We start from the raw sequence: 26,938 nt of genomic DNA on the forward strand, positions 1-26,938 counted from the left end.
AGACCCCGTGCCACGGCGTGAAGGTTGGCATGCGAGCCGGGCACGGGTCGACCCTACAATCGGCCCATGACCACCATCACCCCGGCCGAGCTCCCCGCCATCCTGCACACCCTGCGCAGCGCCTGGCAGTCGCAGCGCCCCACGCTCGACCAGCGTGAGGCCGACCTGCGCCGCCTGCGCGAGGGGCTGAAGCCACGCCTGGACGAAATGGCGCAGGCCATCGCCGAGGACTTCGGGCATCGCGCCCACGTTGAATCGAAGCTGGCCGATGGCATGAGCGTGCTGTCGGCCATCGACCACCTGCGCCGCCACCTGCGGCGCTGGTCGAAGCCGCAGCGGGCATCGGCGGGATGGAAGTTGTGGCCAGCGCGCGCGCAGCTGCGGCCGACGCCACTGGGCGTGGTCGGGGTGATCTCGCCCTGGAACTACCCGGTCACGCTGGCATTGGTGCCTTTGGCCACCGCCATCGCTGCGGGTAACCATGTGCTGCTGAAGCCTTCGGAACACACGCCGCGCACCAGTGCGTTCCTGGCCGATCTGCTGGCCAGCGTGTTCCCGCCCGATCGGGTGGCGGTGGTGCAGGGCGGGGCGGAGGTGGCCGCAGCGGTGTCGTCGCTGCCGTTGGACCATCTGCTGTTCACCGGCTCGACGGCCGTCGGCCGCAAGGTGATGGCCGCCGCCGCCGAACATCTGGTACCGGTCACGCTGGAACTGGGCGGCAAGTCGCCGGCGATCGTTTGCAGCGACTTTCCACTTGAAAAAGCCGCTGCGCGGCTGGCCACCGGCAAGTGGTTCAACGCCGGCCAGACCTGCATCGCGCCGGATTACGTGCTGATCGATACCGCGCGCCAGCGCGAGTTCGTGCAGGCGCTGCAGCAGCAGGTGCGCGAACGCTACGGCGACTTCAGCGATGCCGACGACTACACGCGGATCATCAACGACGGCCAGTACCGTCGCCTGCAGGGCTATCTGGCACAGGCGCGGCAACGCGGCGTGCCGGTGATTCCGCTGGCGCAGGTGGATGAGGCGCGCGCCGACCGCGAGCGCCTGCTGGTGCCGACCGTGGTGCTGGACCCGCCGGATGACCTGGACCTGATGCGCGAGGAGATCTTTGGCCCGATTCTGCCGGTGCGGGCCTATCCGGACCTGGATGCCGCGCTGGCCGACGTGCTGTCGCGTGACCGCCCGCTGGCGCTGTACCCCTTCAGCCAGGACCGCGCGACGGTGGAACGCATCCTCGGCCAGGTGGTGGCCGGTGGGGTGACGGTGAATGACACGCTGCTGCACTTCGCCGCCGATGGCCTGCCGTTTGGCGGGGTAGGGGCCAGTGGCATGGGCGCGTACCACGGCCGGGCCGGGTTCGATGCGATGAGCAAGCGGCTGCCGGTGCTGTGGCAGTCGCGCTGGGCGGCCAGCGACCGGCTGCGGCCGCCGTATTCGAAGATTGCGGGGTTGTTGAAGCTGCTGCTGCGGTGAACCCAGGCAGGGCGTGGCTCTGCTGAATCAGGGCCCGGCCCGATTCTTCTGTAGAGCCGAGCCCACGCTCGGCTGCTCCTGGCTGGGTGCCGATCAATGCAGCCGAGCGTGGGCTCGGCTCTACACGGGAATCCGGCCCGAGCCCCATCCCGGCCACCCGGGTAGAATGCCCGCATGAAGATCGCCTCGTGGAACGTCAATTCGCTCAATGTCCGCCTGCCGCACCTGGAGCAGTGGCTCAAGGACTTCGGCCCGGACATCGTCGGCATCCAGGAAACCAAGCTGGAGGACCACAAGTTCCCCGATTCGGCGCTGATCGCCGCGGGCTACCGCAGCGTGTTCGCCGGCCAGAAGACCTACAACGGCGTGGCGCTGCTGTCGCGTGAGCCTGCGCAGGACGTGCAGATCGGCATTCCCGGCTTCGAGGACGAGCAGAAGCGCGTCATCGCCGGTACCTTCGGCGACCTGCGCGTGATCAACCTGTACGTGGTCAACGGCCAGGACATCGGTACCGACAAGTACGACTACAAGCTGCGCTGGCTGGAGGCGGTGCACGCCTGGATCGCGCAGGAGCTGCAGCGGCACCCGAAGCTGATCGTGATGGGGGACTTCAACATTGCCCCGGACGCACGCGACGTGCACGACCCGGAGGTGTGGAACGACAACCACATCCTGACCTCCACCGCTGAGCGTGGCGCGCTCAACAAGCTGCTGCAGCTGGGCCTGCACGATGGCTTCCGCCTGCACAACGACGAGGCGGGTACCTTCAGCTGGTGGGATTACCGCGCCGCCGGCTTCCGTCGCAACCTGGGCCTGCGCATCGACCTGACCCTGGTTTCCGATGCGCTGAAGAGCGGTGCGGTGGCTTCGGGCATCGACCGCGAGCCGCGCACCTGGGAACGCCCGAGCGACCATGCGCCGGCGTGGGTGCAGCTGGGTTGAGTTGAGGTAGCGCCGGGGCATACCCGGCGAGCGCAGCGGCGGCAGGGTGACGCCGGGCATGGCCCGGCGCTACCCCTCAGATCACCGTATGCTCTTGCGGGTGAACAGGTTGACGATCGCCAGCAGGATCACCGCACCGATCAGCGAGAACAGGAAGGTGCGGATGGTGATCGCCTCGTTGATGCCACCGCCGAACAGCCAGCCGGAAATCAGCGCGCCGACGATGCCGACCACGATGTTGAGGATGATGCCCTGCTGGGCATCGCGCTTCATGATGATGCTGGCCAGCCAGCCTACGATGCCGCCGACGATCAGCCAGATGATGATGCCCATGATCGAACCTCCGGTGGGGAACTGTGACCAGTTGACGCGCACGGCTGTGAACCCGTCGTGCAATTGCGTGATGGGCGCGTGCGGATGAGCCTGCCAGCCACCCTCGACGGCCCCTGGCGCTTCGGCCCGGTGACGGTCTGGCGCTGCCCGCACGTGCCGGGCCAGCGCGGTGAACCGCAGGCCCGGCAGGTACTGGCGCAGGCGCTGGGCACCGATCCGCAGACGCTGCCACTGGTCCGTGACGACAAGGGCCGGCCGGAGCTGAGCGGCCCGTTGGCCCACTACGGGACCGGCTGGAGCCACAGCGGTGAGGTGCTGCTGGTGGCGCTGGGCGAAGGCGTGCGGCTGGGCGTGGACCTGGAACTGCTGCGGCCGCGGCCGCGTCTTCTGGAAATCGTGCGGCGCTTCTTCCACCCGCAGGAGGTGGCCTGGCTGGAACGCCTGGACGAGGCCGACCGCGAGCACTGGTTCTTCCGCGTGTGGTGCGTCAAGGAGGCGATCCTGAAGGCGCACGGCCAGGGCATCTCGTTCGGCCTGCATCGCCTGCAGCTGGCGCCGGGGGCCGATGGCGCCCTGCACCTGCGCTGGTGCGACCTGGAACTGGGCGAGGCCGCGCGCTGGCACCTGCACGAATGGCAGGCCAGCGGCCAGTTCCGTGCGGCGTTGGCCTGGTATCCGCACTGAAGCGGGGAATCAGCGCGCAAAACCGGCGATAATGGCGGCATGAGCGAACACCCACTTCCCGCCAGCGTGGCTGCCACGCTGGAACAGGGCCTGGCCAGCATGGGCCTGGACGCCGCGCTGGCGCCGCCGCTGCTGCGCTACCTGGCCCTGCTGCACCGCTGGAACGGCACCTACAACCTCACCGCCATCCGCGACCCGCAGGAGATGGTTACCCGCCACCTGCTCGATTCGCTGGCGATGCAGCCGTTCGTGGCTGATGGCAGCCTGGCCGACCTCGGTACCGGTCCCGGGTTGCCGGGCATCCCGCTGGCGATCGCCTGCCCGGGCCTGCAGGTCACCCTGGTCGAGAGCAACGGCAAGAAGGCGCGCTTCATGCGCGAGGCCGTGCGCCAGCTCGGCCTGGGCAATGCCCGCGTCGCCGAATCGCGCGCCGAGGCGCTGGACGAGGCCGGCCGTTATGACCAGCTGACCGCCCGCGCGATGGACACCCTGGCCGGCATCGTCCGCGTCGGTGGCCACCTGCTGCGGCCCGGCGGCGTGCTGCTGGCCATGAAGGGCGTCTACCCGCATGAGGAGATCGCGGAACTGCCGGCTGGCTGGCAGGTGCGTGAGGTGACCCCGCTGAGCGTGCCCGGCCTGGCCGGCGAACGCCACCTGGTCACCGTTGCAGGTCCCTGATTCGCGCCGCCAGCCCTTTGTGGAACAACGGGTTGGCGATCCACGATTTCCGCAAGGGGCCGGTTGTACGCATAATGACCGGTCCCAACCATCCGTCGACGAGGCACACCCGCATGGCCCGCATCATCGCCATCGCCAACCAGAAGGGTGGCGTCGGCAAGACCACGACCGCCGTCAACCTGGCCGCTTCCCTGGCCAACGCACCCAAGCGCGTGCTGTTGGTCGACCTGGACTCGCAGGGCAACGCGACCATGGGCAGCGGCGTGGACAAGCGTGAGCTGGCGGCCTCCACCTGCGATCTGCTGCTGGGCGAGAACAGCGCCGCCGATGTGCGCGTGCAGACCGCCGAAGGCTACGACCTGCTGCCGGGCAACATCGACCTGACCGCCGCCGAGATCCAGCTGATGGGCCAGAGCGAGCGCGAGCAGCGGCTGAAGCGCGCGCTGGCGCCGATCCGCGACGAGTACGACTACATCCTGATCGATTGCCCGCCGGCGCTGTCGCTGCTGACGCTCAACGCGCTGGCCGCCGCCGATTCGGTGATCGTGCCGATGCAGTGCGAGTACTACGCACTGGAAGGCCTGAGCGCGCTGGTGGAAACCATCGAAGCGCTGCGCACCAGCCTGAACCCCGCGCTGGAGATCGAAGGCGTGCTGCGCACCATGTTCGACGTGCGCAACAACCTGGCCAATGCGGTCTCGGCCGAGCTCACCGAGCACTTCGGCGACCGCGTGTTCCGCACCATCGTGCCGCGCAACGTGCGCCTGGCCGAGGCACCCAGCCATGGCCAGAGCATCGTCGGCTACGACCGCGCCTCGCGCGGTGGCGTGGCCTACCTGGGCCTGGCCGGCGAGATCATCCGCCGCAACAACGAACGCAACAAGGCCGGCAAGGCCGTGGAGACCGTCTGATGACCAGCAGCAAGCCGGCAGCCAAGAAGCGAGGCCTCGGCCGTGGCCTGGACGCGCTGCTGGGCCCGAAGGGCGCGGTCAGCCAGGTGCAGGCCACCACCGCGGTGATCGAGCCGCTGCCGGGTGAAGTGCTGCGCAAGTTGCCGGTCGGCCAGCTGCAGCCGGGCAAGTACCAGCCGCGCCGCGAGATGGACGAGGGCAAGCTGTCCGAGCTGGCCGACTCGATCAAGTCGCAGGGCGTGATCCAGCCGATCCTGGTGCGCCAGCTGCCGGCGGGCAACTACGAAATCGTCGCTGGTGAACGCCGTTGGCGCGCATCGCAGCTGGCCGGGCTGGACGAAGTGCCGGTGGTGGTGCGCGAGCTGGAAGACCGCACCGTCATCGCGATGGCGCTGATCGAGAACATCCAGCGCGAAGACCTCAACCCGCTGGAAGAAGCCGAGGCGCTGCAGCGCCTGATCAGCGAGTTCACCCTGACCCATGCCGAGGCCGCCGAGGCCGTCGGCCGCTCGCGCGCGGCGGTGTCCAACCTGCTGCGCCTGCTGGAGCTGCCGGTGGCGATCCGGCTGCTGCTGGAAACCCGCCGCCTGGAAATGGGCCACGCCCGCGCGCTGCTGACCCTGGCTCCCGAGCTGGCCGGCAAGCTGGCGCAGGAAGCGGCCGATGAAGGCTGGTCGGTGCGCGAGGTCGAGCGCCGTGCGCAGGCCTTCGCCGCCGGCAAGGTGCCGAGCAACCGCCCGGTGGCGACGCCGAAGGTGCAGCAGGCCGACATCGCCTCGCTGGAAACCGAACTGTCCGAAGCGCTGGGTGCCAAGGTGGCGATCAACCACGGCCGTGGCGGCAAGGGCAAGCTGATCATCCACTACACCGATCTGGACACCCTGGACGGCGTGCTGGAAAAGCTGCGTACGCGCCAGGGCTGAACCCGGCGCCACATCACGCCGGCCGACGCATCCCCGCGACGTCGGCCACGCCGATGGCAGCGGGGTGCTTTGATCGAGACCCGCGATGACCATCCTGCTTACCGGCGCTGCCGGCTTCATCGGTGCCTACACCGCCCGCGCGCTGCTGGAGGCCGGCCAGGCCGTGGTCGGTCTGGACAACTTCAACGATTACTACGACCCGCAGATCAAGCGTGACCGCGTGGCCGCGCTGTGCCCGGCGCTGGACCTGCGCACGCTGGACCTGACCGATAACGAAGGCCTGGCCGCGCTGTTCGACGAAGTGAAGCCGACCGCCGTGATCCATCTGGCTGCACAGGCCGGCGTGCGCTATTCGCTGGAAAACCCGCAGGCCTACGTCGATAGCAACCTGGTCGGCTTCGTCAACATGCTCGAGCTGTGCCGCCACCGTGGCGTGCAGCACCTGGTGTATGCCTCCAGCAGTTCGGTGTATGGCGACTCGGCCACGCCGCCGTTCTCCGAGGACCAGCGCGTGGACCAGCCGCGCTCGCTGTACGCGGCGACCAAGGCGGCCAACGAGCTGATGGCCTACACCTACGCACAGCTGTACGGCCTGCATGCCACCGGGCTGCGATTCTTCACCGTGTATGGCCCGTGGGGCCGGCCGGACATGGCACCGCTGCTGTTCTCGCGCGCGGTGCTGGCCGGTCGGCCGATCGACGTGTTCAACGAAGGCCGTATGCAGCGCGATTTCACACATGTCTCCGACATCGTGTCCGGTATCCTCGGCGCCCTCGCGCATCCGGCCGACGGCCCGGTGCCGCACCGGGTGTTCAACCTCGGCAACCATACGCCGGTCGAGCTGGAGCGCTTCATCAGCGTGATCGAGCAGGCCGCCGGCCGCCCTGCGCAGAAGGTCTACAAGCCCATGCAGCCCGGCGACATGGTGCGCACGATGGCCGATACCCGGCGCGCACATGACGCTTTCGGCTTCGATGCGGTGACCCCGATCGAACAAGGCCTGCCGCCTGTGGTGCAGTGGTGCCGCGAGTATTTTGGCGATCGCGCCTGAGGACGGATCCTCACGCCGCCGGGTTCATCTTCGGATAACCTCGGTTTCGGAGAATGCGCGGTCTTTGTCCCCCCTTTGGCCGAGTGCCTTATGAGCCAACCCGAGCTTTCCGTTGTCGTCCCGGTGTTCAACGAGCGCGACAATGTTGCCCCGCTGGTCGCCGAAATCACCGCTGCGCTGCGTGGCCGACTGCCGTTCGAGATCGTCTACATCGACGACCACTCGCGTGATGACACCCTGGCGGTGCTGCAGGGGCTGAAGGCAACCACCCCGGAACTGCGCGTGCTGCACCATGTGAACCAGAGCGGGCAGAGCACGGCGGTGCGCACCGGCGTCAAGCATGCGCGGGCGCCGTGGATCGCGACCCTGGATGGCGATGGCCAGAACGATCCGGCCGATATTCCCAAGCTGCTCGCCGCACGCGACGCCGCCGACACGCAGGTGAAGCTGTTCGCCGGTTGGCGCGTCAACCGGCAGGACAGCAGCAGCAAGCGCTGGGCCAGTCGCTGGGCCAATGCCATCCGTGCGCGCATGCTGCGCGACGACACCCCCGACACCGGTTGCGGCATCAAGCTGTTCGAACGCAGCGCGTTCCTCGACCTGCCGTATTTCGACCACATGCACCGCTATCTGCCGGCGCTGATGCAGCGCGCCGGCTGGAAGACCACCAGTGTGCCGGTCAACCACCGCCACCGTACCGCTGGCGTGTCCAAGTACAACAACCTCGGCCGTGCGCTGGTCGGCATCCGCGATCTGCGTGGCGTGGCCTGGCTGATCACCCGAAGCAAGCGCACCGCGGTGGAGGAGCGCTGATGGATCTGGAGCTTCACTGGCTGGATCAGCCCTTGACCTGGCTGTACTGGACCGGCCTGCATGTAACCGGCTGGAAGCTGATCGGTTACACCGGCGCACTGATGTTCGGCGGCCGCTGGCTGGTCCAGTTCATCGCCTCCAAGCGTGCCGGCAAGCCCGTCATCCCGCGCCTGTTTTGGTACATGAGCGTGATCGGCAGCCTGATGACGCTGAGCTACTTCCTGTTCTCGGCCAAGCAGGACTCGGTGGGTGTGCTGCAGAACCTGTTCCCGGCGTTCACCGCGCTGTACAGCCTGCACCTGGACATCAAGCACCGCGGCTGGAAGCGCGACAAGGCCAGCCACTGAGGCCTGCGGGGTGCCTGCCATGGGTAGAGTCGACTGTCAGTCGACTTTCGCGCGGAGCGCGGGCTTTGCCACGTTTGGCCGAAGAGCAGCCGACTAACAGTCGGCTCTACCCAGTCGGCTCTACTACGTGCCTTCGGCCGGGGCCCGGTCCTGCCCGCCGTGGGTAGAGTCGACTGTCAGTCGACTTTCGCGCGGAGCGCGGGCTTTGCTGCATGTGGCGGAAGAGCAGCCGACTGACAGTCGGCTCTACCACGCGCCTGCGCCGCTGGGTCCCCGGCCTGCGGGCGGTTCCCGGTCCTGCCTGCTGCGCAGGCAGGACCTTCGTCCCATGCCTTGGACCGTGGGCGGTGCCATGATCGGGGTCTGCCTTCCCGGGAACCTGTGCTCGTGAAAACCCGTCTTGCCGTTGCCCTGCTGCTCGCCCTGTCCGCCCCCGCTGTGGCGCTGGCTGCACCGCCCGCCACCGCCGCGCCGGCCAGCGTGGCCACCGAATCGCCCGCCGACGCCGCCTTCCGTGCGGTGTACGAGAAGGAATGGAAGTGGCGCCAGGATGGCGGCGGCGAGGCCAGCGAGGACGAGGACGCCCCGGCCAATGCCACCCGCATGCCCGACGTCGGCCCGGCCGCGCAGCAGGCGCGCCTGAAGGTGTGGGACGAGACCCTGGCCGCGCTGAAGAAGATCGACCCGAAGACCCTGTCGCCCGACAACCAGGTCAACTACGCGATCTACCGCGACCAGGTGTTCAACCTCGCCGAAGAGGTGCGCCTGCGCGGCTACGAGATGCCGTTCAACGCCGACTCCTCGTTCTGGTCCAACCTGTCCTTCATGGCCCGGCGCGAGATGAAGACCGTGCAGGATTACCAGAACTACATCGCACGGCTGAACGATGTGCCGCGCTATTTCGGGCAGCAGACAGAGAACATGCGCGCCGGCCTGAAGCGTGGCTTCAGCGTGCCGCGCGCGGTGCTCGATGGCCGCGAGGTGTCCATCGCCACCGTCGCCGAGTTGAAGGACCCGACCGAGTCGCCACTGTACGCGCCGTTCAAGAAGCTGCCCAACACCGTTCCGGCGGCCGAACAGGCCAGGCTGCAGGCGCAGGCGCGTGAAGCGATCAGCGGCAAGGTGGTGCCGGCGTTCCAGCAGCTGCGCACCTTCTTCGTCAACGAGTACGTGCCGCAGGCGCGCACCACCCTGGCCGCCGAAGCGATGCCCGACGGCAAGGCGTACTACAAGCAGCAGATCCACGAATACACCACGCTGGACCTGTCGCCGGACGAGATCCACCGCATCGGCCTGGATGAAGTCGCACGCATCCAGAAGGAAATGAACGACATCATCAAGCAGGTGAAGTTCAAGGGCAGCTTCGCCGAATTCCTGACCTTCCTGCGTACCGACCCGCAGTTCTACGCCAAGACGCCGGAGGAGCTGCTGTCGCGTGCCGCGTGGATCTCCAAGCGCGCCGATGGCCAGCTTGGCAAGTACATGACGCTGCCACGCGCCCGCTTCACCATCGTGCCGGTGCCGCCGGACATTGCGCCGTTCTGGACCGCCGGCCGCGGTGGCATGGGCACCTACTGGCTCAACACCTACAACCTGCCGTCGCGCCCGCTGTACAACCTGCCGGCACTGACCCTGCATGAGTCCGATCCGGGCCACGCGTTGCAGGGCGCCATCGCCGCCGAGCAGAAGAACCTGCCCGAGTTCCGCCGCAACGCCTACATCTCCGCCTATGGCGAAGGCTGGGCGCTGTACTGCGAGAAGCTGGGCGTGGAAATGGGCATCTATGAAACCCCGTACGAGGATTTCGGCCGTCTGACCTACGAGATGTGGCGTGCTGCGCGCCTGGTGATCGACACCGGCGTGCACAGCAAGGGCTGGACCCGCGAGCAGGCGTTGGCCTACCTGCGTGACCACACCGCGCTGAGCGAGCATGAAGTGACCACCGAAGTGGATCGCTACATTTCCTGGCCGGGCCAGGCGCTGAGCTACAAGCTGGGCGAGATCGCCATCGTGCGCCTGCGTGCGCAGGCCGAGAAGGAGCTGGGCGACAAGTTCGACATCAAGGGTTTCCACGACACCCTGCTCAAGCAGGGCTCGGTGCCGCTGCCGGTGCTGGAACAGCAGATCCAGGCCTACATCGCCGAACGCAAGAAGGCCTGACCCGACGCGTCGCCGGGCCATGCCCGGCGAGCGTGATGCGATCGGGTCAGAGCCCCGCCCGAAGGGCGGGGCTCCGACCCCCTCTCACCTCACCCCACCGCCCGCGGCTTGGCCACGCGTGCGGCAAACGTCGGCAGCACCAGCAGGGTCAGCACGGTGGCGGTGATCAGGCCACCGATCACCACCGTCGCCAGCGGCTTCTGCACCTCCGCACCGGAACCGCTGGCAATCGCCATCGGAATGAAGCCGACGATCGCTACCAGCGCCGTGGTCAGCACTGCGCGGATGCGGCTGGAGGCACCGTTGATCGCCGCCTGCAGCGGCAGGTCGCCGGCGTCGAGGCGCTCGCGGATCGCCTGCATCAACACCAAGCCGTTCAAGGTCGCCACGCCGGAGACGGCGATGAAGCCAACCGCCGCCGATACCGAGAACGGCATGCCACGCAGCAGCAGCGCGAGGATGCCGCCGACCAGCGCCAAAGGCACGCAGCTGAACACCAGAATGGCTTCCTTGCCGCTGCGCAGCGCCATGAACAGCAGACTGCCGATCAGCAGGAACACCACCGGTACCACCGTCGCCAGCCGCTTCTCCGCGCGCTGCAGGTTCTCGAACTGACCGCCCCAGGTCAGGTAGGCACCCGGCGGCAGTGCCACGCCGGCCACCGCTGCCTGTGCCTCGCCGACGAAGCCGCCCAGGTCGCGGCCACGCACATTGGCCTGCACCACCACGCGGCGGCTGCCATTGTTGCGGCTGATCTGGTTCGGCCCTTCGCTCACCGTGATGCGCGCCACCGACGACAGCGGAATCACCAGCCCTGACGGCGTGGCGATCGGCAGTGACGCGAGCTGGTCCGGATCGTTGCGCGAGGCATCGTCCAGGCGCACCACCACGTTGAAGCGGCGATCACCTTCGAAGATCTTGCCGGCCGCAGTGCCGCCAATGCCGGTGGACAGCGCATCACTCACGTCCGCGGCGGTCAGCCCGTACTGCGCCGCCGCCACGTGGTCGATCGCTACGTTGAGCGTAGGCAGGCCGGAGATCTGTTCCACCCGCACGTCGGCCGCGCCGTTTACCGCACGCAGCTTCAACGCCACCTGGTCGGCCACCTTCTGCAGCTGGCTGAAGTCATCGCCGAAGATCATTACGGCCAGGTCGGTACGCACGCCGGAAATCAGCTCGTTGAAGCGCAGCTCGATTGGCTGGCTGAACTCGAAGCTGTTGCCCAGCTGCTGCCCGGCCAGTTTCTCGAAGCGCGCCACCAGTGCTTCCTTGTCCAGCTTCGGATCGGGCCAGTCCTTGCGCGGCTTCAGCACGATCACGCTGTCTGAGATGTTGGTCGGCATCGGATCGATCGCCGCCTCGGCGGTACCGGTACGCGAGAACACCGTCTCCACTTCCGGCTGCTTGGCAATCACCTTCTCCAACGCCAGTTGCATGGCCAGTGACTGCTCCAGCGACGTCGATGGCACGCGCAGGGCCTGCATCGCCACGTTGCCTTCGTCCAGCGTCGGCATGAACTCACGGCCCAGCAGCGAGAACGAGCCGATGCCCACCACCACCATCATCACCGCACCGGCCACCACCGTGCGCGGATGCGCCACGGCCTTGCGGATCACCGGCTCGATGCGCGCACGCAGTACACGGATCAGCTTGGTTTCGTGCTCGCCATCATCGCTGTGTGCCTCGCCATCCTTCAGCTTCGGCTCGCGCACCAGCAGCGCGGCCATCGCCGGCACGAAGGTGAAAGAGAAGAGGAAGGCACCGACCAGGGCCAGCATGAAGGTGGCCGCCATCGGGTGGAACGTCTTGCCCTCCACGCCTTCCAGGGTGAGGATCGGCGCGAACACCAGCAGGATGATCAGCTGGCCGAACGCCGCCGGTCGCGCCATCTTCATTGCCGAATCGGCGGCCACGCGCAGCCGCTCCATCGCGGTCAACGCACGGCCCAGTTCGGCGCGGCGCTGGCCCAGCATCAGCAGGGTCGACTCGACCACGATCACCGCGCCATCCACCAGGATGCCGAAGTCCAACGCACCCAGGCTCATCAGGTTGCCGCTGATGCCGAAGCGGTTCATGCCGATCACTGCGAACAGGAACGACAGCGGAATCACCAGCGCGGTGATCGTCGCCGCACGCAGATTGCCCAGCAGCAGGAACAGCACCACCACTACCAGCAGCGCGCCCTCGGTGAGGTTCCTGGCCACGGTCTTGATGGTGGAATTGACCAGCACGCTACGGTCCAGCACCGGCGCGGCCACGATGTCGGCCGGCAGCGATTTGTTCACCTGTTCCAGGCGCGCCGCAGCGGCCTGCGCCACGGTGCGGCTGTTGCCACCGGCGATCATCAGCGCAGTGCCGAGCACGGCCTCGTGGCCGTTGCGGCTGGCCGCACCCAGGCGCGGCGCGCGGCTCAGGTCGACGTCAGCCACATCGGCCACGCGCACCACCACGCCATTGCGGGTCGCCACCGGCGCCTGTGCCAGGTCGTCGGTGGTCAGCGCCAGGCCGTCGGCACGTACCACCAGGCCCTCGCCGGCACGCTGTACGAAGCCGGCACCGGCCTGCACGTTGGAGCGCTGCAGGGCGGTAACCAGGTCGGCCAGGCCGAGGCCATGCGCGGCCAGCTTGGCACTGTCCGGATGCACGCCGTATTCCTTGACGTAGCCACCGACCGTATCGACGCCGGCCAGCCCCGGGCTGGAACGCATCTGCGGCGCGATGATCCAGTCCTGCACGGTGCGCAGGTAGGTCGCGCGTTCCTCCGGCGTGCGCAGCAGGTTGCCTTCCGGTGTGCGGTAGACCTCACCGGCCTGCCAGCCTGCTTCACCGGGCTTGGCCAGCCTGGTCGGATCGAACGCGGTGAAGTCCACCGTCCACATCAGCACCTCGCCGAGGCCGGTGGTGACCGGCGACAGCATCGGCGACGCACCATCGGGCAGGTCTTCCGATGCCTCGCGCATGCGTTCGGCCACCTGCTGGCGGGCGAAGTAGATGTCGGTGGCATCGGTGAAGATCGCGGTGACCTGCGAGAAGCCATTGCGCGACAGCGAACGCGTGGTGGTCAGGCCGGGAATGCCGGCCAGCGCGGTTTCCAGCGGATAGGTCACCTGCCGTTCGATCTGCTCCGGGGTCAGCGCCGGGGCCACCGTGTTGATCTGCACCTGGCGGTTGGTGATGTCCGGCACGGCGTCGATCGGCAGCTTGCCCAGCTGGAACAGGCCCACGGCGGCGATCAGCGCGGCCATGAACACCACCAGCCAGCGGTGGCGCACCGCTGTTTCAATGATCAGCTTGAACATGGTCGCCTCCTCAGTGGCCGTGCTCGGCTTCGCCCTTGGCCAGTTCGGCCTTGAGCAGGAAGGCGTTGGCACCGACGATGCGTTCGCTGCCGCTCAACCCACCGAGGATCTCGATGCGGTCACCGGCACGGCGCCCGGCCAGGACCGGCTGCGCCTTGAAGCCACCGTCGACGGCGACGAACACCGCGCTGCTGCCATCGACGTTCTGCACCGCATCGGCGGGCACGCTGAGCGAACCGTCCTGGCCTTCGGTGACCACCACGGCTGACACCGGCGAACCGGCCGGCGGCAGTGGCGCATCGACCGGCGTGGCGCGGATCACCGCGACGCCCCCCTGCTGGCGGACATCGGCGGCCGAGCCGGTGACGGTGGCGGTGAAGCTGCCCCCCGGCACACTCACTTCCAGCTTCATGCCCGGCGTGACCTGTGCAGCCAGCGCCGGCGGTGCGGTGAACACCAGCTCGTTCATCGACGGGTCGGCGACATCGGCGACTGCACTGCCGGCGGCGACCACACCGCCCGGAGTGACCTGCACGTTACCGACGATGCCGGCCACCGGGCTGGTGATGCGCACGCGGCCACTGGCATCGGGCGCGCCGTTGGCGGCGGCCTGGGCCTGCGCGGCAGCGGCCTGGGCCTGTGCCGCCAGCGAACGTGCGCGCGAGGCTTCCATCTCCTGGCGCGCGACCACGCCCTGGTCGACCAGCGCCTTGTCGCGGCCATAGGCCAGGCGCGCGGCCTCGGCTTCGGCCGAGGCGGCCAGCGCATTGGCACGGAACACCGCCGCTTCGCCACTGACCACGATGGCCAGGGCCTGGTTCTGCTTCACTGCGGTGCCCGGTGCGACCAGCACGCGTTCGACGCGGCCGGTAACGGTCGACGCCACCGAGGCACGTGCGCCCACCGACGGCTCGACGCGGCCGGACAGGCGCGTCGAGCCACCGCCACCGCGGCCGATGGCGACCACCTCGATACCGGACGCCTTGATCTGCTCCGGGGTCAGCGGCACCACGCCTTCATCGGCGCCAGCCGGCGCCTTGGCTTCCTTGCTGTCGGTCGCGTGGCCATGGCCATCGTCGGTGCCGGCCTTGGCCGCGGCGGGGTCTTCATTTGCAGGTGTCTGCGCATTGCCGGCGCAGCCGGCCAGCAGCACGGTCAGCAGCACGCCGCCGATCAGCGGGAAGGTACGGGAGAGAGTCATGGGGCCTCCACAAAAGGTGCGCGCCCTTCGAGGCGGGCAAGATCGATTTCCGCGCCGACGCGCGACAGGCGCGCATCCACGGCGGCGGCGCGGGCGGCGATAAGGGCGCTGCGCGTGCTGCGCAGTTCCAGCTGCGAGATGCGTCCGGCGTCGAAGCCGATGCGTGCAAGGCGGTAGGCCTCTTCGGCGGCGACCACGCTTTCATCGGCGGCACGGGTGCGGCTGCCGGCCGCCTTCAGCCCGGCCACGGCGGATAGGCGTGCGGCCTCGCTGTCGCGGCGCTGCTGGTCCAGGCGTGCCTCGGCCGCGCGCTGCTCGGCATTGGCGGCGCGGATGCCACCGCGGTTACGGTCGAACAGCGGGATGCTGAGGCTGAGCCCGAGGTTGTAGGCACGCTCGCCGCCTTCGCGGAAGCGGGTCTGTGCGGCGGTGACGCTGAGGTCGGGCAGGGCGCGCTTGCGCTCCACGTCGACCAGCTTGCCCGCCGCATCGGCTTCGGCTTCGGCAATGCGCACTGCCAGTGCGGTATCGGTGGCACCGCGCGGCAGCGGCGGTGCGCGGTCGAGCAGGCTGTTGTCGATCGACTGCACCGGCGCATCCAGCAGCGCGGTGCCGGCCAGGCGGGCCAGCGCGGCATCGCGGAACGCCTGTGCTTCATCCAGCGACGCCATGGCATTGGCTACTTCGCTCTGCGCTTGCACCGCGCGCAGCTGTGGTTCGCGGCCCTGCTTGACCATGGCGTTGACGGCGTTGGCGTCATCGCGGGTCAGTGACAGTGCTTCCTCGGCCAGGGTGTAGCGGCGCAGTGCACTTTCCGCCTGTGCATAGACCACCGCCAGCTGGCTGGCCACGTCGCTGCGACTCTGCGCGCCACGCAGGTTGGCCGCCTGGGCCTCGGCACGGGCGGCACGAACGCGCGCGCCACGCTGGCCCCAGACCTCCAGCGGCTGGGACAGGGTGAGTACGGTGTCGGCCTTGCCCATGCCGCGGTAGGTGCCGGAGCCCCAGGCGTTTTCGGCCGACCAGGAAAGGGAGGGGTTGGGTAGCGCACGGGCCTGGTCGGCGCGCGCATCGGCGGCCTCGGCCAGTGCCGTGCCCACACGAGTGCCGGGCAGCTGGTCCAGGCGTTCAAGCAGGGTGTCGTAGGAGGGGGCGGCTTGCGCCATCACCGATGCCGCCGGGGCCAGGCCCAGCAACACGGCGACGACCAGCCCGGCCGCACGCGGCGACCGAGGTGTCAGGATCGACATAGGGGGATTCCGGTTGTGAGTGAAACGGGAGCCCGCAATCGCGGGACGCGCTCAACTCACGCCCGGGGTGGACGCGTCAATTCATCCTGGGCGACCGCATAGGTCGCCGCATCGCCTGCACTCATCCAGCGCGCCGGCAGTGGCGCCCCGAAGGCGGCGATCGTGTGCGCCGGCAGGCTCAGGTTGGAGTGGTGGCAGTGGTTGTGGCCACAGGCACCGACATGCTTGCCGTCGCTGTCGCCATCGGAATCCGGTGTGGACTCCACATGCACCGTGCTGGCGTGCGGTTCCACCGTGCACGCCAGGGCATCGGCCACCGGCACGACCACGAATGCCGCCATCAGCAGCATCAGCAGGGTCGAACGGAGGTGGCGGGTGATCCAGCGCATGAAGGGGAGGCTAGCAAGCGGTTTTCGCCGGATACAATATCAATGGCCGCTTCGGGAATACGTCGGAATCTCCCGTTCAGGTGGGGCGGGCCTTTCGGCCCACCGGGCTGCGCTTCTGTAGAGCCGAGCCCACGCTCGGCTGCTGTCGCACGATCAGCCGAGCATGGGCTCGGCTCTACAACGAAGGTCACGGCAGCTTCGCGATCACCTTGATCTCGAACTGGAACCCGTACAGCCAAGTCACACCGATGCCGGTCAGGGTCGGGAGGCGGACATTGCCTGGCAGATCGCACCGGCTCCAAGCCATGCGTACCAAAGCCTGCTTGTCGGGATTGGCTCTTGGTGGGAAAGGCCGGGGCCGGGACAATTCCGAAACACGCTACGGAAGCCTAGGGAATCGACTCGATGAACTACTACGCGCTATCCCAGGCAAATCCGCCAGGATGCCCCTCGTACTATCTGGACGCTCAGCTTCACGACAGGTTCTATCCTTTCCATCCTGCTGTTTCCCATGGCCGATTCCCTTGGTACGCTAGGGCCAGAACTGACATGGCACGGGTATTTACAGACACCATGGTGCTGGTTGGCCCTGAGGCGAGTCATTCCAACGACATCGTTCGCATTACCTCGCACATTTACATTGCAAGCCAGAAGTTCCTGGAAGCCTGCCTGAAATTTGATGCCAAGATGATCGACTTCAGGCGCATTCCTCATGTTTCAGAGAAGGGATGGACGACTTCGACGAGTGAGTACAGTGCCATCATCTTCCATGAGACCAGCCTCTCCTCCGTCGCCTCTGAGGAAAATCAGATGGCGTACAGCAAGTATGGAGAGTCTCGCAGGATCAAGAAGCTGCGCGTGAAAAGCTCTTTCAAAGAACACTTGTTCCGGATTGAGAACATGGAAGGCTCCAGCAATACCTTGATCTGCTCGGAGGACTTTCGTGCTTATGTCGGGGATAGTCTCAGCGGCGTCGAATTTGTTGATACCGCGGATGTGGAGTGGCCGCGAATCAAGCCGATCTGAGTCACCCGACGGCGCGGAAGCAGGCGAGTGCAGGTCAACGCCCGTTGTTGCCGGCCAGCGGCCGGCACTACCCGGGTCATGGCAGCTTTGCGATCACCTTGATCTCGAACTGGAACCCATACAGCCAGGTCACACCGATACCGGTCAGGGTCGGGTGCGGCGCCTCGCCCCAGTACTCGGGCACGATCGCCCAAGCCTTCTCGAAGTTCTTCTCCGGATCGACCAGGAACACGGTCACGTCGATCACGTCATCGAACGTGCAGCCGGCAGCAGCCAACACCGCATTGAGATTCTTGAAAGCGCGGCGCACCTGCGTTTCGAAGTCTGGCTCGGGCGAGCCGTCCTCACGGCTGCCGACCTGGCCGGAGACGAACAGGAAGCCATTGGATCGGATCGCCGGCGAGTAGCGGTTGCGCTCGTACAGGGCCTGGCGGCCGGTGGGGAAAACGACAACACGCTGTGACATGGGAAGGAATCCGTGGGAGAGAACGCCATCCTCCGCGCCAGTGCTGTCTGGATAAACCGCGATTATCAGCCTAGATTGATTGCCAATCCCAAACAATCATGGCCCGCCATGGACCGTTTCGAGGCGATGCGGGCCTTTGCCCGGGTTGTGGAAACCGGCAGCTTCACCCGCGCCGCGCAGACTCTGCAGGTCAGCCGCACCACGGTCACCCAGCTGGTGCAGCAGCTGGAGGCACACCTGCGGCTGCGCCTGCTCAACCGCACCACCCGACGGGTCAGCGTCACCGCCGATGGCGCGGCTTACTACCCGCGCATCGCCCGCCTGCTGGCCGAGCTGGAAGAGGTGGAGGGCGGGCTGGGTGACGCGGCCAGCCAGCCGCGCGGCCGCCTGCGGGTTGATGTACCCGGACCCTACGCGCGGTTGCGGCTGGTACCCGCACTGCCGGATTTCCAGGCGCGTTACCCGGAGATCCAGCTGGACATCGGCGTCAGTGACCGCGAGGTCGACGTCATCGCCGACAACGTTGACTGCGTGATCCGCGGCGGCACCCCGGCCGACCCGGCGCTGGTGGCGCGGCCGCTGGCGGCGCTGCCGATCGGTTTCCACGCCAGCCCCGGCTATGTGCAGCGTTTCGGCGTGCCGACCGATCCGCGCGCGCTGGAAGGGCCGGACCACTACATGGTCGGCTTCCTCAGCCCGCGCAGTGGCCGGGCGCGGGTGTTCACTGCACAACGTGGCGATGAGCGCATCGAGGTGCAGGGCCGCTACACGGTCGGCTTCGACGACGGCAACGCGTATCTGGCGGCCGCGTTGGCCGGCCTGGGGGTGGTGGCGCTGCCCAGCTACATGGCCGCGCCGCACGTGGCGCGCGGCGAATTGCTGCCGGTGTTGCTGGACTGGCAGCTGCCGCCAATGCCGATGCATGTGATGTTCCCGCCGAACCGGCACATGAGCCAGCGGCTGCGGGTGTTCATCGATTGGGTGGTGGAAGCGTTGGGGTGATGCACACGCACCTGTAGAGCCGAGCCCACGCTCGGCTGCTTCTCGCTCCAGCGCTCAAGGCCCGCGCTTCGCGCGTGAGCAGAGCACGGGTTCGGCTACAGGGAGGGCTTCCTGCCGCAGGCATGCGAAAATCATCGCGGCACGCAACAGCAACCATCGCCACGCATGAATCGCATCGTCGCACTGGACACCGAAACCACCGGCATCTCCCACCGCCTGGGACACCGCGTGATCGAAATCGGTGCCGTCGAACTGATCGACGGCCAGCTCAGCGGCCGCCAGTTCCACACCTACCTGCAGCCGCAGCGCAAGGTGGACTGGGGCGCACAGCGCGTGCATGGCATCAGCGATGCGATGCTGGTGGGCAAACCGCTGTTTTCCAGCAAGGCCGCCGAACTGCTGGACTTCCTGCGCGGCAGCGAGATGGTCGCGCACAACGCCACCTTCGATGTGGGTTTCCTCGACAATGAGCTGCGCCTGGCTGGCATTCCTGCCACGCTGGCCCAGCACTGTCGCGTCACCTGCAGCCTGAAGCTGGCGCGCGGGCGCTGGCCCGGTCAGGGCAACAAGCTGGACGACGTGCTGCAGCGCCTGCGTATCCCAAGCAAGCGCGGCCTGCACGGCGCGCTCAAGGATGCCCATCTGCTGGCGCAGGTGATTCCGCACCTGCGCTGAGGCCTGGCCGCTGTTACACCGGCCGCAACCAGCGCTCGATCATTGCCACCCCACGTGCCACCCCGTCCTCATGGCTCATCGCCGCGCCCAGGGCTGCCGCGCGTGCGCGTGTTGCGTCGGTTTCAGCGAAGGTGATGGCTGCCGCCAGCGTTGCTGCATCCAGTCGCTTCGATGACAACGGTGCCGGTGCCACGCCCAACCGATGCAGGCGATCGGCCCAGAAGAACTGATCCGCGGCGAACGGCATCACCAGCGAGGGAATGCCGGCGCGGCAGGCCGAATGCGTGGTGCCGCTGCCACCATGGTGGATGGCGAGTGCGCAATGCGGGAACAGTGCTTCGTGTGGCGTCGGGCCGAGCACGAACACATCTGCTGGCAGCGCGCCCGTCGGCAGCCCGGCCCACCCCGGAAACAGCAGCACCCGGCGTGGCGCCAGCGCCTGCAGCAGGGCCGGCAGCACGCGCTCGCGATCAAACCCGGTCATGCTGCCAAAGCCCAGGTACACCGGCGGCGGCCCGGCATCGAGGAAGGCCTGCAGATCGACCGGGGGCTTCCACGGCGCATCAGGAAGCCGCCACTGGCCACAGACGATGTGGTCGGCTGGCCAGTCCGCCGGTGGCGGCAGCAGCTGCGGCGAGATGCCATAGAGCATCGGCAGGCCGGACCACAACGCGCGGCGCGGCGATTGCCCCAGTTGCTGGCGTGCCGCGTTGATCGGCCGGCGGAACTGGCGCCAGATCAGGCCGTTGACCAGCCCATAGCTGGCGCGGTTCAACCAGCCCGGCGAGCGTCCCGGTGGCAGGAACGGAGAGCGGAAGGCCCGCGTCGGGGTCAGCGGGATCATGCCGGTGCCGATGACCGGCATTCCGCGGCGTTCGCCCACGCTCATGCCGACGAAGGCCGCCAGTCCGCCGGTCAGAATCGCATCGCAGCCTTCGGCAGCCGCATCGGCCTGGCGCATCCAGCCGCTGACATGCTGCAGCGCCATCCGTGCCAGACCGGACCTGGCGGCGGCAACACCGTTGCCACGCGACACCAGGGCGACCACTTCGTCATGGATGTCACCCTCAAGGGCCGCGTGGGGCACATCCAAGGCCTGCGCGCTGCCCAGGGTGCCGCCATCGGCCAGCAGTGTCACCGCGTGGCCTGCGCCGATCAGCCCATGGCAGAGCATGGCCAGCGGGCGCGTATCGCCTTCGGTTCCGTAGGTCAGGGCCAGCAGCCGCATGGAAAGCTCCGCAGTGATCCGGGCCAGTATGCCGGTTGGCGGAGTGCCCCCGGCCCTGCCGGTTCAGTCCCCGCCTGTGGGTAACTTGCGCAAGTGCTTGAACCCGTGCATAATGCGCGGCTCGCTGTGTCCGGTTTTCTACCGGGCGGCGCCCCCGGGAGCACGTCCCCGGCCGCCCAACGCCAGCGTAACCCTTTGATTCTCTTGACGTGTGGTGGGCAACCATCGAGGCCGCCGTCGCCCGGGCTACGGGCTGACAACTACTACTATCGAGGTGCGCAATGTCCCGCGTATGCCAGGTTTCCGGCAAGCGAGTGCAGACGGGTAACAACGTCTCGCACGCCAACAACAAGACCCGTCGTCGTTTCCTGCCGAATCTGCACGAGCGCCGTTTCTGGGTGGCCAGCGAGAACCGCTGGGTCAAGCTTCGTGTTTCCGCGCATGCACTGCGCACCATCGACAAGAACGGCATTGATTCCGTTCTGGCTGAGCTGCGTGCGCGCGGCGAAAAGGTCTGAGGAGTAAAGCATCATGGCAGGCAAGCGCGATAAGGTCCGTATGATTTCCTCGGCCGGTACCGGCCACTTCTACACGACCGACAAGAACAAGAAGAACACCCCGGGGAAGATGGAATTCCTGAAGTACGATCCGGTCGTGCGCAAGCACGTCCTGTACAAGGAAGGCAAGATCAAGTAATCCGCACGGATTGCTGATCCCCGCGAAGAAACCCGCCCTTGTGGCGGGTTTTTTCATGCCTGGCATCCAGGTGGTGGGTGCCGACCGTTGGTCGGCACGCTCTCCCCGCACCCGGTAGCTGTCGACCCTGGTCGACACGCTGGCTCTCTGCCGTCGGTTCGAAAGGCAGTCGAGCATGGCTCGACTCTACAAATCCTGCTGGGCAGAATGGCCCATCACCTCCCGACGGGCGACGCGATGCTGTTCGAGTGGTTGCTGGGTTCGTATCTGCTGCTGATCGACTGGCTGATCCGGCTGGTCGCGCTGTGCTGGATTCCCACCCGCACCACGCCGGGGGCGGCGCGCAGCTGGCTGCTGCTGGTGGGCTTCGTGCCGCTGCTGGGCCTGCCGCTGTACCTGCTGTTCGGCCACCCATGGCTGTCGCGCGAGCGCATCCGCCGCCAGGCCGAGGCCTCGCAGGTCATCCGCGAGGAACAGGCGCTGCAGCATCGCCTGCGCTGGACCCCGCAGCCGGACACCGCCAGCGCCGAGATCGTGCCGCTGGTGCAGCGCCAGGGCGACTTCATGCCGGTGCACGGCAACGCCGTCGATCTGCTGACCGACTACGACGAATCGCTGCACACGCTGATCGCCGACATCGACCAGGCCGAAGACCGCGTGCACCTGCTGTACTACCTGATGTTCGACGACGCGGTGGGCGAGGCGATCGTCGAGGCGCTGCAGCGTGCGGCTGCACGTGGCGTGCAATGCCGCGTGCTGCTCGACGCAGTAGGCGCCAAGCGCGGCCTGCGCGCCTATCGCAAGCGCCTGGAAGCGCGCGACATCGAAGTGCGCGCGATGCTGCCCGGTGGCCTGCGCTGGCGCCGCAGCGGCCGCATGGACCTGCGCAACCACCGCAAGATCGCGGTGATCGACAACGAAGTGGCCTATGTCGGTTCGCAGAATCTGGCCGGCCCGCAGTTCGTGCCCGGCCACCCGAACCGCGAGCTGGTGGCGCGCGTGCGCGGCCCGGCAGTGGCGCACCTGGAAGCGGTGTTCGCCAGCGACTGGTACATGGAAACCGGCCAGCGCCTGGACGTGATCGCCGATGTGCCCGAGTGCAGCGACGACATCGCCACCCAGCTGCTGCCCAGCGGCCCGGCCTACCCCTACAGCAACGCACGCGATGCAGTGGCGGCGCTGATCCACCTGGCGCGGCGCCGGCTGGTGATGGTCACCCCGTATTTCGTGCCCGACGAAGCCACGCTGAGCGCCTTGCGCATTGCGGCCTTGTCCGGCGTGCAGGTGCAACTGATCCTTTCGGCCAGCAACAACCAGCGGCTGACGTCATGGGCGCAGGAGGCCTACTACGACGAGCTGCTGCGCTGTGGCGTGCGCATCGCGCTGTACGAACCGCAGTTCCTGCACGCCAAGCACATGAGCGTGGACGAGGACATCGCCGTACTCGGCTCGATCAACATGGATATCCGTTCGTTCGCGCTGAATGCCGAGATCGGCCTGATCTGCTACGACCACGCGCTGGTGAAGCAGTTGTGCGCGATCGAGGACGGCTACCTGCGTGAGTCGCGGCAGCTGGACCTGCAGCAGTGGCGCAGCCGCCCCACGTGGCGGCGCAGCCGCGAAGGCATCGCACGGCTGGCCGATGCGTTGATGTGAAACGGCGGCAACCGCCCGCTTCGGCAACCCGGCCCGTCATCGCCGATGGCCTACAATCGGCGCATGACTGATTCACCGCGTAATGGCGAACTGGACCTGGCAATCATCGGTGGTGGTGCGGCCGGGGTGCTGGTGGCGATCCAGGTGTTGCGCCAGGCCCAGGCGCCGCTGGCGCTGGCCATCTTCGAACCGGCTTCGCAGCTGGCGCAGGGCATCGCCTATGCCACGCCGTGGCCGGAGCACCTGCTGAACGTGCCGGCGGCGAAGATGAGTGCGTTTGCCGACCAGCCTGGCGATTTCCTCGACTACCTGATGGCCGCCAACGCCTACCCGGGCGAGGCGCGCGAGGTGCTGGGCGAGCGTTACGTGTGCCGCCACTACTTTGCAGCGTACCTGCAGCAGCGCCTGCAGGAGGCCGCTGCGGCCAGCCCGGCGCAGCTGCAGGTGATCGCGCAGCCGGTACTGGGCCTGCAGCCGGATGACCACGGCTACCAGCTGACACTCGGCGATGGCAGCACGCTGCATGCCGCGCAGGCGGTGCTCGCCACCGGCAACAGCATGCGGCCGCTGCCGGTGGCCGGTGCCGACGCACTGCCCGCCGATGACGTGATCGAGGCCTGGGACTACGACGGTGTGCGTACCCTGGCCGGCGACCAGGCCGTGGCCATTGTCGGCTCCGGCCTGAGCATGGCCGACACCGTGCTGGCGCTGGTCGCCGCCGGTCATACCGGCCCGCTGCATGTGATCTCGCGCCATGGCCTGCTGCCGTTGCCGCACGCGCACGGCGGCCTGCCCAGCTTCGATCCGGCGGTGCTGCTGCCGATGAACCTGCGCCAGCGCCTGCGTGCGCTGCGTAGCTTCGCCCGTCAAGCGCAGGCCGATGGCCTGCCGTGGCAGGGCGTGATGGACCGCATCCGTCCGCACGGGCAGGCGCTGTGGTGCAGCCTCGACGAGGCCGACCAGCGTCGTTTCCTGCGCCATGTGGTGCGCTACTGGGACGTGCATCGCCACCGCATCGCCGAAGAGGTCGACGCACAGCTGCAGGCGCTGACCGAAAGCGGCCAACTGCGCATTCACCGGTCCCGCCTGCAATCCGTCGGCCGCGAAGGCGATGCCCTGCGGCTGTCGGGTCGCGATGCCAACGGCAATGAACAGCACTGGACGATCAGCGGTGTGGTCAACGCCACCGGCGTGGAAACCCGCGCCAACGCGTTGCGCAATCCGTTGCTGCAGCAGCTGCAGGCCGATGGCCTCGCTCGCCCCGGCCCGCATGGGCTGGGCCTGGACAGCACGGTGCCGGGCGACCGCCTGCGCAGCGCCAGTGGCCAGCCGCAGGCACGGCTGGGCGTGCTCGGCAGCCTGCGCATCGGCAGCCTGTGGGAAAGCCTGGCGGTGCCTGAACTGCGTCAGCAGGCGCAGGCGCTGGCCACCGAAGTGGTCGCAGGAGCCGCGACGGCGATGCCGTAAAATGGAGGCATGGATGTCTCCCACCTGCTTGATGGCCTGAACCCGGCCCAGCGCGAAGCCGTCTCCGCTCCCCCCGGCCACCACCTGGTGCTGGCCGGTGCCGGTTCCGGCAAGACCCGCGTACTCACCCACCGCATCGCCTGGCTGCATGAAGTCGATGGCGTGCCGACCCACGGCATTTTCGCGGTGACTTTCACCAACAAGGCGGCCGGCGAGATGCGCCACCGCATTGACGCCCAGCTGCCCCATGGCAGCCGCGGCATGTGGATCGGCACCTTCCACGGCCTGGCCAACCGCCTGCTGCGCCTGCACTGGCAGGACGCGAAGCTGCCTGAAGGCTTCCAGGTGATGGACTCGGACGACCAGCTGCGGCTGGTCAAGCGCGTGGTACAGGCACTGGAACTGGACGACGGCAAATACCCGGCCAAGCAGATCGCGTGGTGGATCAACGCGCAGAAGGACGAAGGTCGCCGCCCGCAGCACATCCAGCCCGAACCGCACGACGCGTGGCTGGAAACCATGCGCCAGGCCTACATCGAGTACCAGGCACGCTGCGACCGCGCCGGCCTGGTCGACTTCGCCGAGCTGCTGCTGCGCGCGCATGAACTGCTGCGCGACAACCCGGCGCTGCTGTCGCATTACCGCGCCCGCTTCCGCGAGATCCTGGTGGACGAGTTCCAGGACACCAACGCCATCCAGTACGCCTTCGTGCGCGTGCTGGCCGGCGATTCCGGCCACGTGTTCGTGGTCGGTGACGATGACCAGGCCATCTACGGCTGGCGCGGCGCCAAGGTCGAGAACGTGCAGGGCTTCCTGCGCGATTTCCCGGGCGCGCAGACCATCCGCCTGGAGCAGAACTACCGCTCCACCGCCAACATCCTCGGCGCTGCCAACGCGGTGATCGCGCACAACCCGGATCGCATCGGCAAGCAGCTGTGGACCGACAGCGGCGACGGCGAGCCGATCGATCTGTATGCCGCGTACAACGAGATGGACGAGGCACGCTACATCGTCGAGCGCGCCCGTCAGTGGGTGCGCGACGGTGGCAGCTACACCGAAGTGGCCGTGCTCTACCGCAGCAACGCGCAGTCGCGCGCGCTGGAAGAAGCGCTGCTGAGCGAACAGGTGCCGTACCGCGTGTATGGCGGCATGCGCTTCTTCGAGCGTGCCGAAATCAAGGATGCGCTGGCCTACCTGCGCCTGCTGTCCAACCGCAACGACGACGCGGCCTTCGAGCGCGCGGTCAACACGCCCACCCGTGGCATCGGCGACCGCACACTGGACGAAGTGCGCCGCGAAGCGCGTGCGCAGGGCATCTCGCTGTGGGAAGCGACCATGCTGGTCACCCAGGGCAGCGCGCTGGCCGCACGTGCGCGCAATGCGCTGGCCGGCTTCCTGGTGCTGGTCAACGAGCTGCAGGCGCAGACCCTGCACATGACCCTGGCCGAGCGGGTGGACCACGTGCTGGCCCGCTCGCAGCTGCGCGAGCACTGGAGCAAGGAAAGCCGCAACGCGCTGGATTCGGAATCGCGTACCGACAACCTCGACGAACTGGTCTCGGTGGCCTCGCGCTTCGTGCGCCGCGCCGACGACATCGAGGAAGTGGGCGAGGACATGGACGAGCTGGTCGCGTTCCTGGCCTATGCCGCGCTGGAGGCCGGTGAGGGCCAGGCGCAGGCGGGCGAGGACGGCGTGCAGCTGATGACCCTGCACTCGGCCAAGGGCCTGGAATTCCCGCTGGTATTCCTGGCCGGCCTGGAAGAAGGCCTGTTCCCCAGCGCACGTTCGCTGGAGGAAAGCGGGCGTCTGGAAGAAGAGCGCCGCCTGGCCTACGTCGGCATCACCCGCGCGCGCCAGAAGCTGGTGCTGAGCTATGCCGAATCGCGCCGCATCCATGGCCAGGACAACTACAGCCTGCCGTCGCGCTTCCTGCGCGAGATTCCGCGCGAGCTGCTGCACGAAGTCCGCCCGAAGGTGCAGGTCTCGCGACCGGCCTCGATGGGCGCCAGCCGGGTGATGGGCCATGCCTCGATCGAGGCACCGCCGGTCAAGCTCGGCGCGCTGGTTACCCATCCCAAGTTTGGCGAAGGCATGGTGACCGACTACGAAGGCAGCGGCGCACACGCCCGCGTGCAGGTCGAATTCGCCGACGCCGGCAGCAAGTGGCTGGTGATGGCCTACGCCAACCTGACGGTGATCTGATCACCGTCGAGCGGCGGGATACCTGTAGAGCCGAGCCTATGCTCGGCTGCTTGTACCGCCAAA

Annotated in this window: 25 protein-coding genes and 1 pseudogene; 18 read left to right on the top strand and 8 right to left on the bottom strand. The window is 67.7% G+C overall.

Going from position 1 to position 26,938, the window contains the following annotated elements:
• The first annotated feature begins 66 nt into the window (after window positions 1-66).
• Window positions 67-1,476 carry a coniferyl aldehyde dehydrogenase gene (locus tag AC5P7R_RS12930; RefSeq protein ID WP_188250627.1) on the top strand — a complete coding sequence of 470 codons (1,410 nt, stop codon included), beginning with the start codon at window positions 67-69 and terminating at the stop codon, window positions 1,474-1,476.
• Window positions 1,477-1,650: 174 nt separating this feature from the next.
• The gene (gene xth, locus AC5P7R_RS12935) at window positions 1,651-2,418 is read left to right on the top strand and encodes an exodeoxyribonuclease III (RefSeq protein ID WP_111098845.1); all 768 of its coding nucleotides are present in this window, start codon (window positions 1,651-1,653) and stop codon (window positions 2,416-2,418) included.
• An 81-nt stretch (window positions 2,419-2,499) separates the two neighbouring features.
• Here xth and AC5P7R_RS12940 read toward each other — a convergent pair whose 3' ends face one another.
• Entirely contained in the window at window positions 2,500-2,751 is a 252-nt protein-coding gene (locus tag AC5P7R_RS12940) for a GlsB/YeaQ/YmgE family stress response membrane protein (RefSeq protein WP_005411656.1), read from the bottom strand.
• An 84-nt stretch (window positions 2,752-2,835) separates the two neighbouring features.
• On the opposite strand from AC5P7R_RS12940, the gene AC5P7R_RS12945 reads away from it, so the two are divergent.
• From AC5P7R_RS12945 to AC5P7R_RS12980, 8 genes are all read left to right on the top strand, one after another.
• Window positions 2,836-3,435 (top strand): 4'-phosphopantetheinyl transferase family protein, encoded by a 600-nt coding sequence (locus AC5P7R_RS12945; RefSeq protein ID WP_019661752.1) that lies wholly within the window; start codon window positions 2,836-2,838, stop codon window positions 3,433-3,435.
• A gap of 39 nt (window positions 3,436-3,474) precedes the next feature.
• On the top strand, window positions 3,475-4,113 hold the full coding sequence (rsmG, locus tag AC5P7R_RS12950) for a 16S rRNA (guanine(527)-N(7))-methyltransferase RsmG (protein ID WP_111098844.1): 639 nt from the start codon (window positions 3,475-3,477) through the stop codon (window positions 4,111-4,113).
• 113 nt (window positions 4,114-4,226) lie between these two features.
• On the top strand, window positions 4,227-5,024 hold the full coding sequence (locus tag AC5P7R_RS12955) for a ParA family protein (protein WP_019661751.1): 798 nt from the start codon (window positions 4,227-4,229) through the stop codon (window positions 5,022-5,024).
• On the top strand, window positions 5,024-5,947 hold the full coding sequence (locus AC5P7R_RS12960) for a ParB/RepB/Spo0J family partition protein (RefSeq protein ID WP_005411652.1): 924 nt from the start codon (window positions 5,024-5,026) through the stop codon (window positions 5,945-5,947). The genes AC5P7R_RS12955 and AC5P7R_RS12960 overlap by 1 nt, the downstream gene beginning before the upstream one ends.
• Window positions 5,948-6,032: 85 nt before the next feature.
• On the top strand, window positions 6,033-6,998 hold the full coding sequence (locus AC5P7R_RS12965; RefSeq protein ID WP_111102317.1) for an NAD-dependent epimerase/dehydratase family protein: 966 nt from the start codon (window positions 6,033-6,035) through the stop codon (window positions 6,996-6,998).
• A 90-nt stretch (window positions 6,999-7,088) separates the two neighbouring features.
• Window positions 7,089-7,811, top strand: a complete 723-nt coding sequence (locus AC5P7R_RS12970; protein ID WP_227853713.1) for a glycosyltransferase family 2 protein — start codon at window positions 7,089-7,091, stop codon at window positions 7,809-7,811.
• Window positions 7,811-8,158 (top strand): lipid-A-disaccharide synthase N-terminal domain-containing protein, encoded by a 348-nt coding sequence (locus tag AC5P7R_RS12975; protein WP_058979230.1) that lies wholly within the window; start codon window positions 7,811-7,813, stop codon window positions 8,156-8,158. The genes AC5P7R_RS12970 and AC5P7R_RS12975 overlap by 1 nt, the downstream gene beginning before the upstream one ends.
• A gap of 387 nt (window positions 8,159-8,545) precedes the next feature.
• On the top strand, window positions 8,546-10,318 hold the full coding sequence (locus AC5P7R_RS12980) for a DUF885 domain-containing protein (RefSeq protein ID WP_111102316.1): 1,773 nt from the start codon (window positions 8,546-8,548) through the stop codon (window positions 10,316-10,318).
• A gap of 89 nt (window positions 10,319-10,407) precedes the next feature.
• On the opposite strand, the gene AC5P7R_RS12985 is transcribed toward AC5P7R_RS12980, so the two are convergent.
• From AC5P7R_RS12985 to AC5P7R_RS13005, 5 genes and pseudogenes are all read right to left on the bottom strand, one after another.
• Entirely contained in the window at window positions 10,408-13,617 is a 3,210-nt protein-coding gene (locus AC5P7R_RS12985; RefSeq protein ID WP_478436109.1) for an efflux RND transporter permease subunit, read from the bottom strand.
• A gap of 10 nt (window positions 13,618-13,627) precedes the next feature.
• Window positions 13,628-14,818 (bottom strand): efflux RND transporter periplasmic adaptor subunit, encoded by a 1,191-nt coding sequence (locus AC5P7R_RS12990; protein ID WP_021203527.1) that lies wholly within the window; start codon window positions 14,816-14,818, stop codon window positions 13,628-13,630.
• On the bottom strand, window positions 14,815-16,068 hold the full coding sequence (locus AC5P7R_RS12995; protein ID WP_478436108.1) for a TolC family protein: 1,254 nt from the start codon (window positions 16,066-16,068) through the stop codon (window positions 14,815-14,817). The genes AC5P7R_RS12990 and AC5P7R_RS12995 overlap by 4 nt, the downstream gene beginning before the upstream one ends.
• Window positions 16,069-16,124: 56 nt before the next feature.
• Window positions 16,125-16,457, bottom strand: coding sequence for a hypothetical protein (locus AC5P7R_RS13000; RefSeq protein WP_021203525.1), 333 nt, complete (start codon window positions 16,455-16,457; stop codon window positions 16,125-16,127).
• A 187-nt stretch (window positions 16,458-16,644) separates the two neighbouring features.
• A pseudogene (locus tag AC5P7R_RS13005) lies at window positions 16,645-16,722 on the bottom strand (RidA family protein); the annotation flags it as partial.
• Between the two features lie 140 nt (window positions 16,723-16,862).
• Here AC5P7R_RS13005 and AC5P7R_RS13010 point away from each other — a divergent pair.
• Window positions 16,863-17,483 carry a hypothetical protein gene (locus AC5P7R_RS13010; protein ID WP_188250631.1) on the top strand — a complete coding sequence of 207 codons (621 nt, stop codon included), beginning with the start codon at window positions 16,863-16,865 and terminating at the stop codon, window positions 17,481-17,483.
• A 76-nt stretch (window positions 17,484-17,559) separates the two neighbouring features.
• Here AC5P7R_RS13010 and AC5P7R_RS13015 read toward each other — a convergent pair whose 3' ends face one another.
• On the bottom strand, window positions 17,560-17,949 hold the full coding sequence (locus AC5P7R_RS13015) for a RidA family protein (RefSeq protein ID WP_478436107.1): 390 nt from the start codon (window positions 17,947-17,949) through the stop codon (window positions 17,560-17,562).
• A 108-nt stretch (window positions 17,950-18,057) separates the two neighbouring features.
• On the opposite strand from AC5P7R_RS13015, the gene AC5P7R_RS13020 reads away from it, so the two are divergent.
• Both AC5P7R_RS13020 and dnaQ read left to right on the top strand, forming a co-directional pair.
• The gene (locus AC5P7R_RS13020) at window positions 18,058-18,951 is read left to right on the top strand and encodes a LysR family transcriptional regulator (RefSeq protein ID WP_478436106.1); all 894 of its coding nucleotides are present in this window, start codon (window positions 18,058-18,060) and stop codon (window positions 18,949-18,951) included.
• A gap of 165 nt (window positions 18,952-19,116) precedes the next feature.
• Window positions 19,117-19,626 (top strand): DNA polymerase III subunit epsilon, encoded by a 510-nt coding sequence (gene dnaQ / locus AC5P7R_RS13025; RefSeq protein WP_021203522.1) that lies wholly within the window; start codon window positions 19,117-19,119, stop codon window positions 19,624-19,626.
• A gap of 13 nt (window positions 19,627-19,639) precedes the next feature.
• Here the strand turns inward: dnaQ and AC5P7R_RS13030 are convergent, their stop codons facing one another.
• Complete coding sequence (locus AC5P7R_RS13030; protein ID WP_206621671.1) at window positions 19,640-20,854, bottom strand: nucleotide disphospho-sugar-binding domain-containing protein; 1,215 nt, start codon at window positions 20,852-20,854, stop codon at window positions 19,640-19,642.
• Between the two features lie 281 nt (window positions 20,855-21,135).
• Here AC5P7R_RS13030 and rpmB point away from each other — a divergent pair, with 281 nt between their 5' ends.
• From rpmB to uvrD, 5 genes are all read left to right on the top strand, one after another.
• Window positions 21,136-21,372 carry a 50S ribosomal protein L28 gene (gene rpmB / locus AC5P7R_RS13035; RefSeq protein ID WP_005411638.1) on the top strand — a complete coding sequence of 79 codons (237 nt, stop codon included), beginning with the start codon at window positions 21,136-21,138 and terminating at the stop codon, window positions 21,370-21,372.
• A gap of 10 nt (window positions 21,373-21,382) precedes the next feature.
• Window positions 21,383-21,550, top strand: a complete 168-nt coding sequence (rpmG, locus tag AC5P7R_RS13040) for a 50S ribosomal protein L33 (RefSeq protein WP_169411268.1) — start codon at window positions 21,383-21,385, stop codon at window positions 21,548-21,550.
• A gap of 237 nt (window positions 21,551-21,787) precedes the next feature.
• A complete protein-coding gene (gene cls / locus AC5P7R_RS13045; RefSeq protein WP_021203520.1) occupies window positions 21,788-23,206 on the top strand; it encodes a cardiolipin synthase in 1,419 nt (472 codons plus the stop codon).
• 45 nt (window positions 23,207-23,251) lie between these two features.
• Entirely contained in the window at window positions 23,252-24,673 is a 1,422-nt protein-coding gene (locus AC5P7R_RS13050) for an FAD/NAD(P)-binding protein (protein ID WP_478436105.1), read from the top strand.
• A gap of 9 nt (window positions 24,674-24,682) precedes the next feature.
• Window positions 24,683-26,875, top strand: coding sequence for a DNA helicase II (gene uvrD / locus AC5P7R_RS13055; RefSeq protein ID WP_206621673.1), 2,193 nt, complete (start codon window positions 24,683-24,685; stop codon window positions 26,873-26,875).
• Window positions 26,876-26,938: the final 63 nt, after the last annotated feature.

Source organism: Stenotrophomonas sp. YJH_SMC_27 (genome assembly GCF_059369815.1).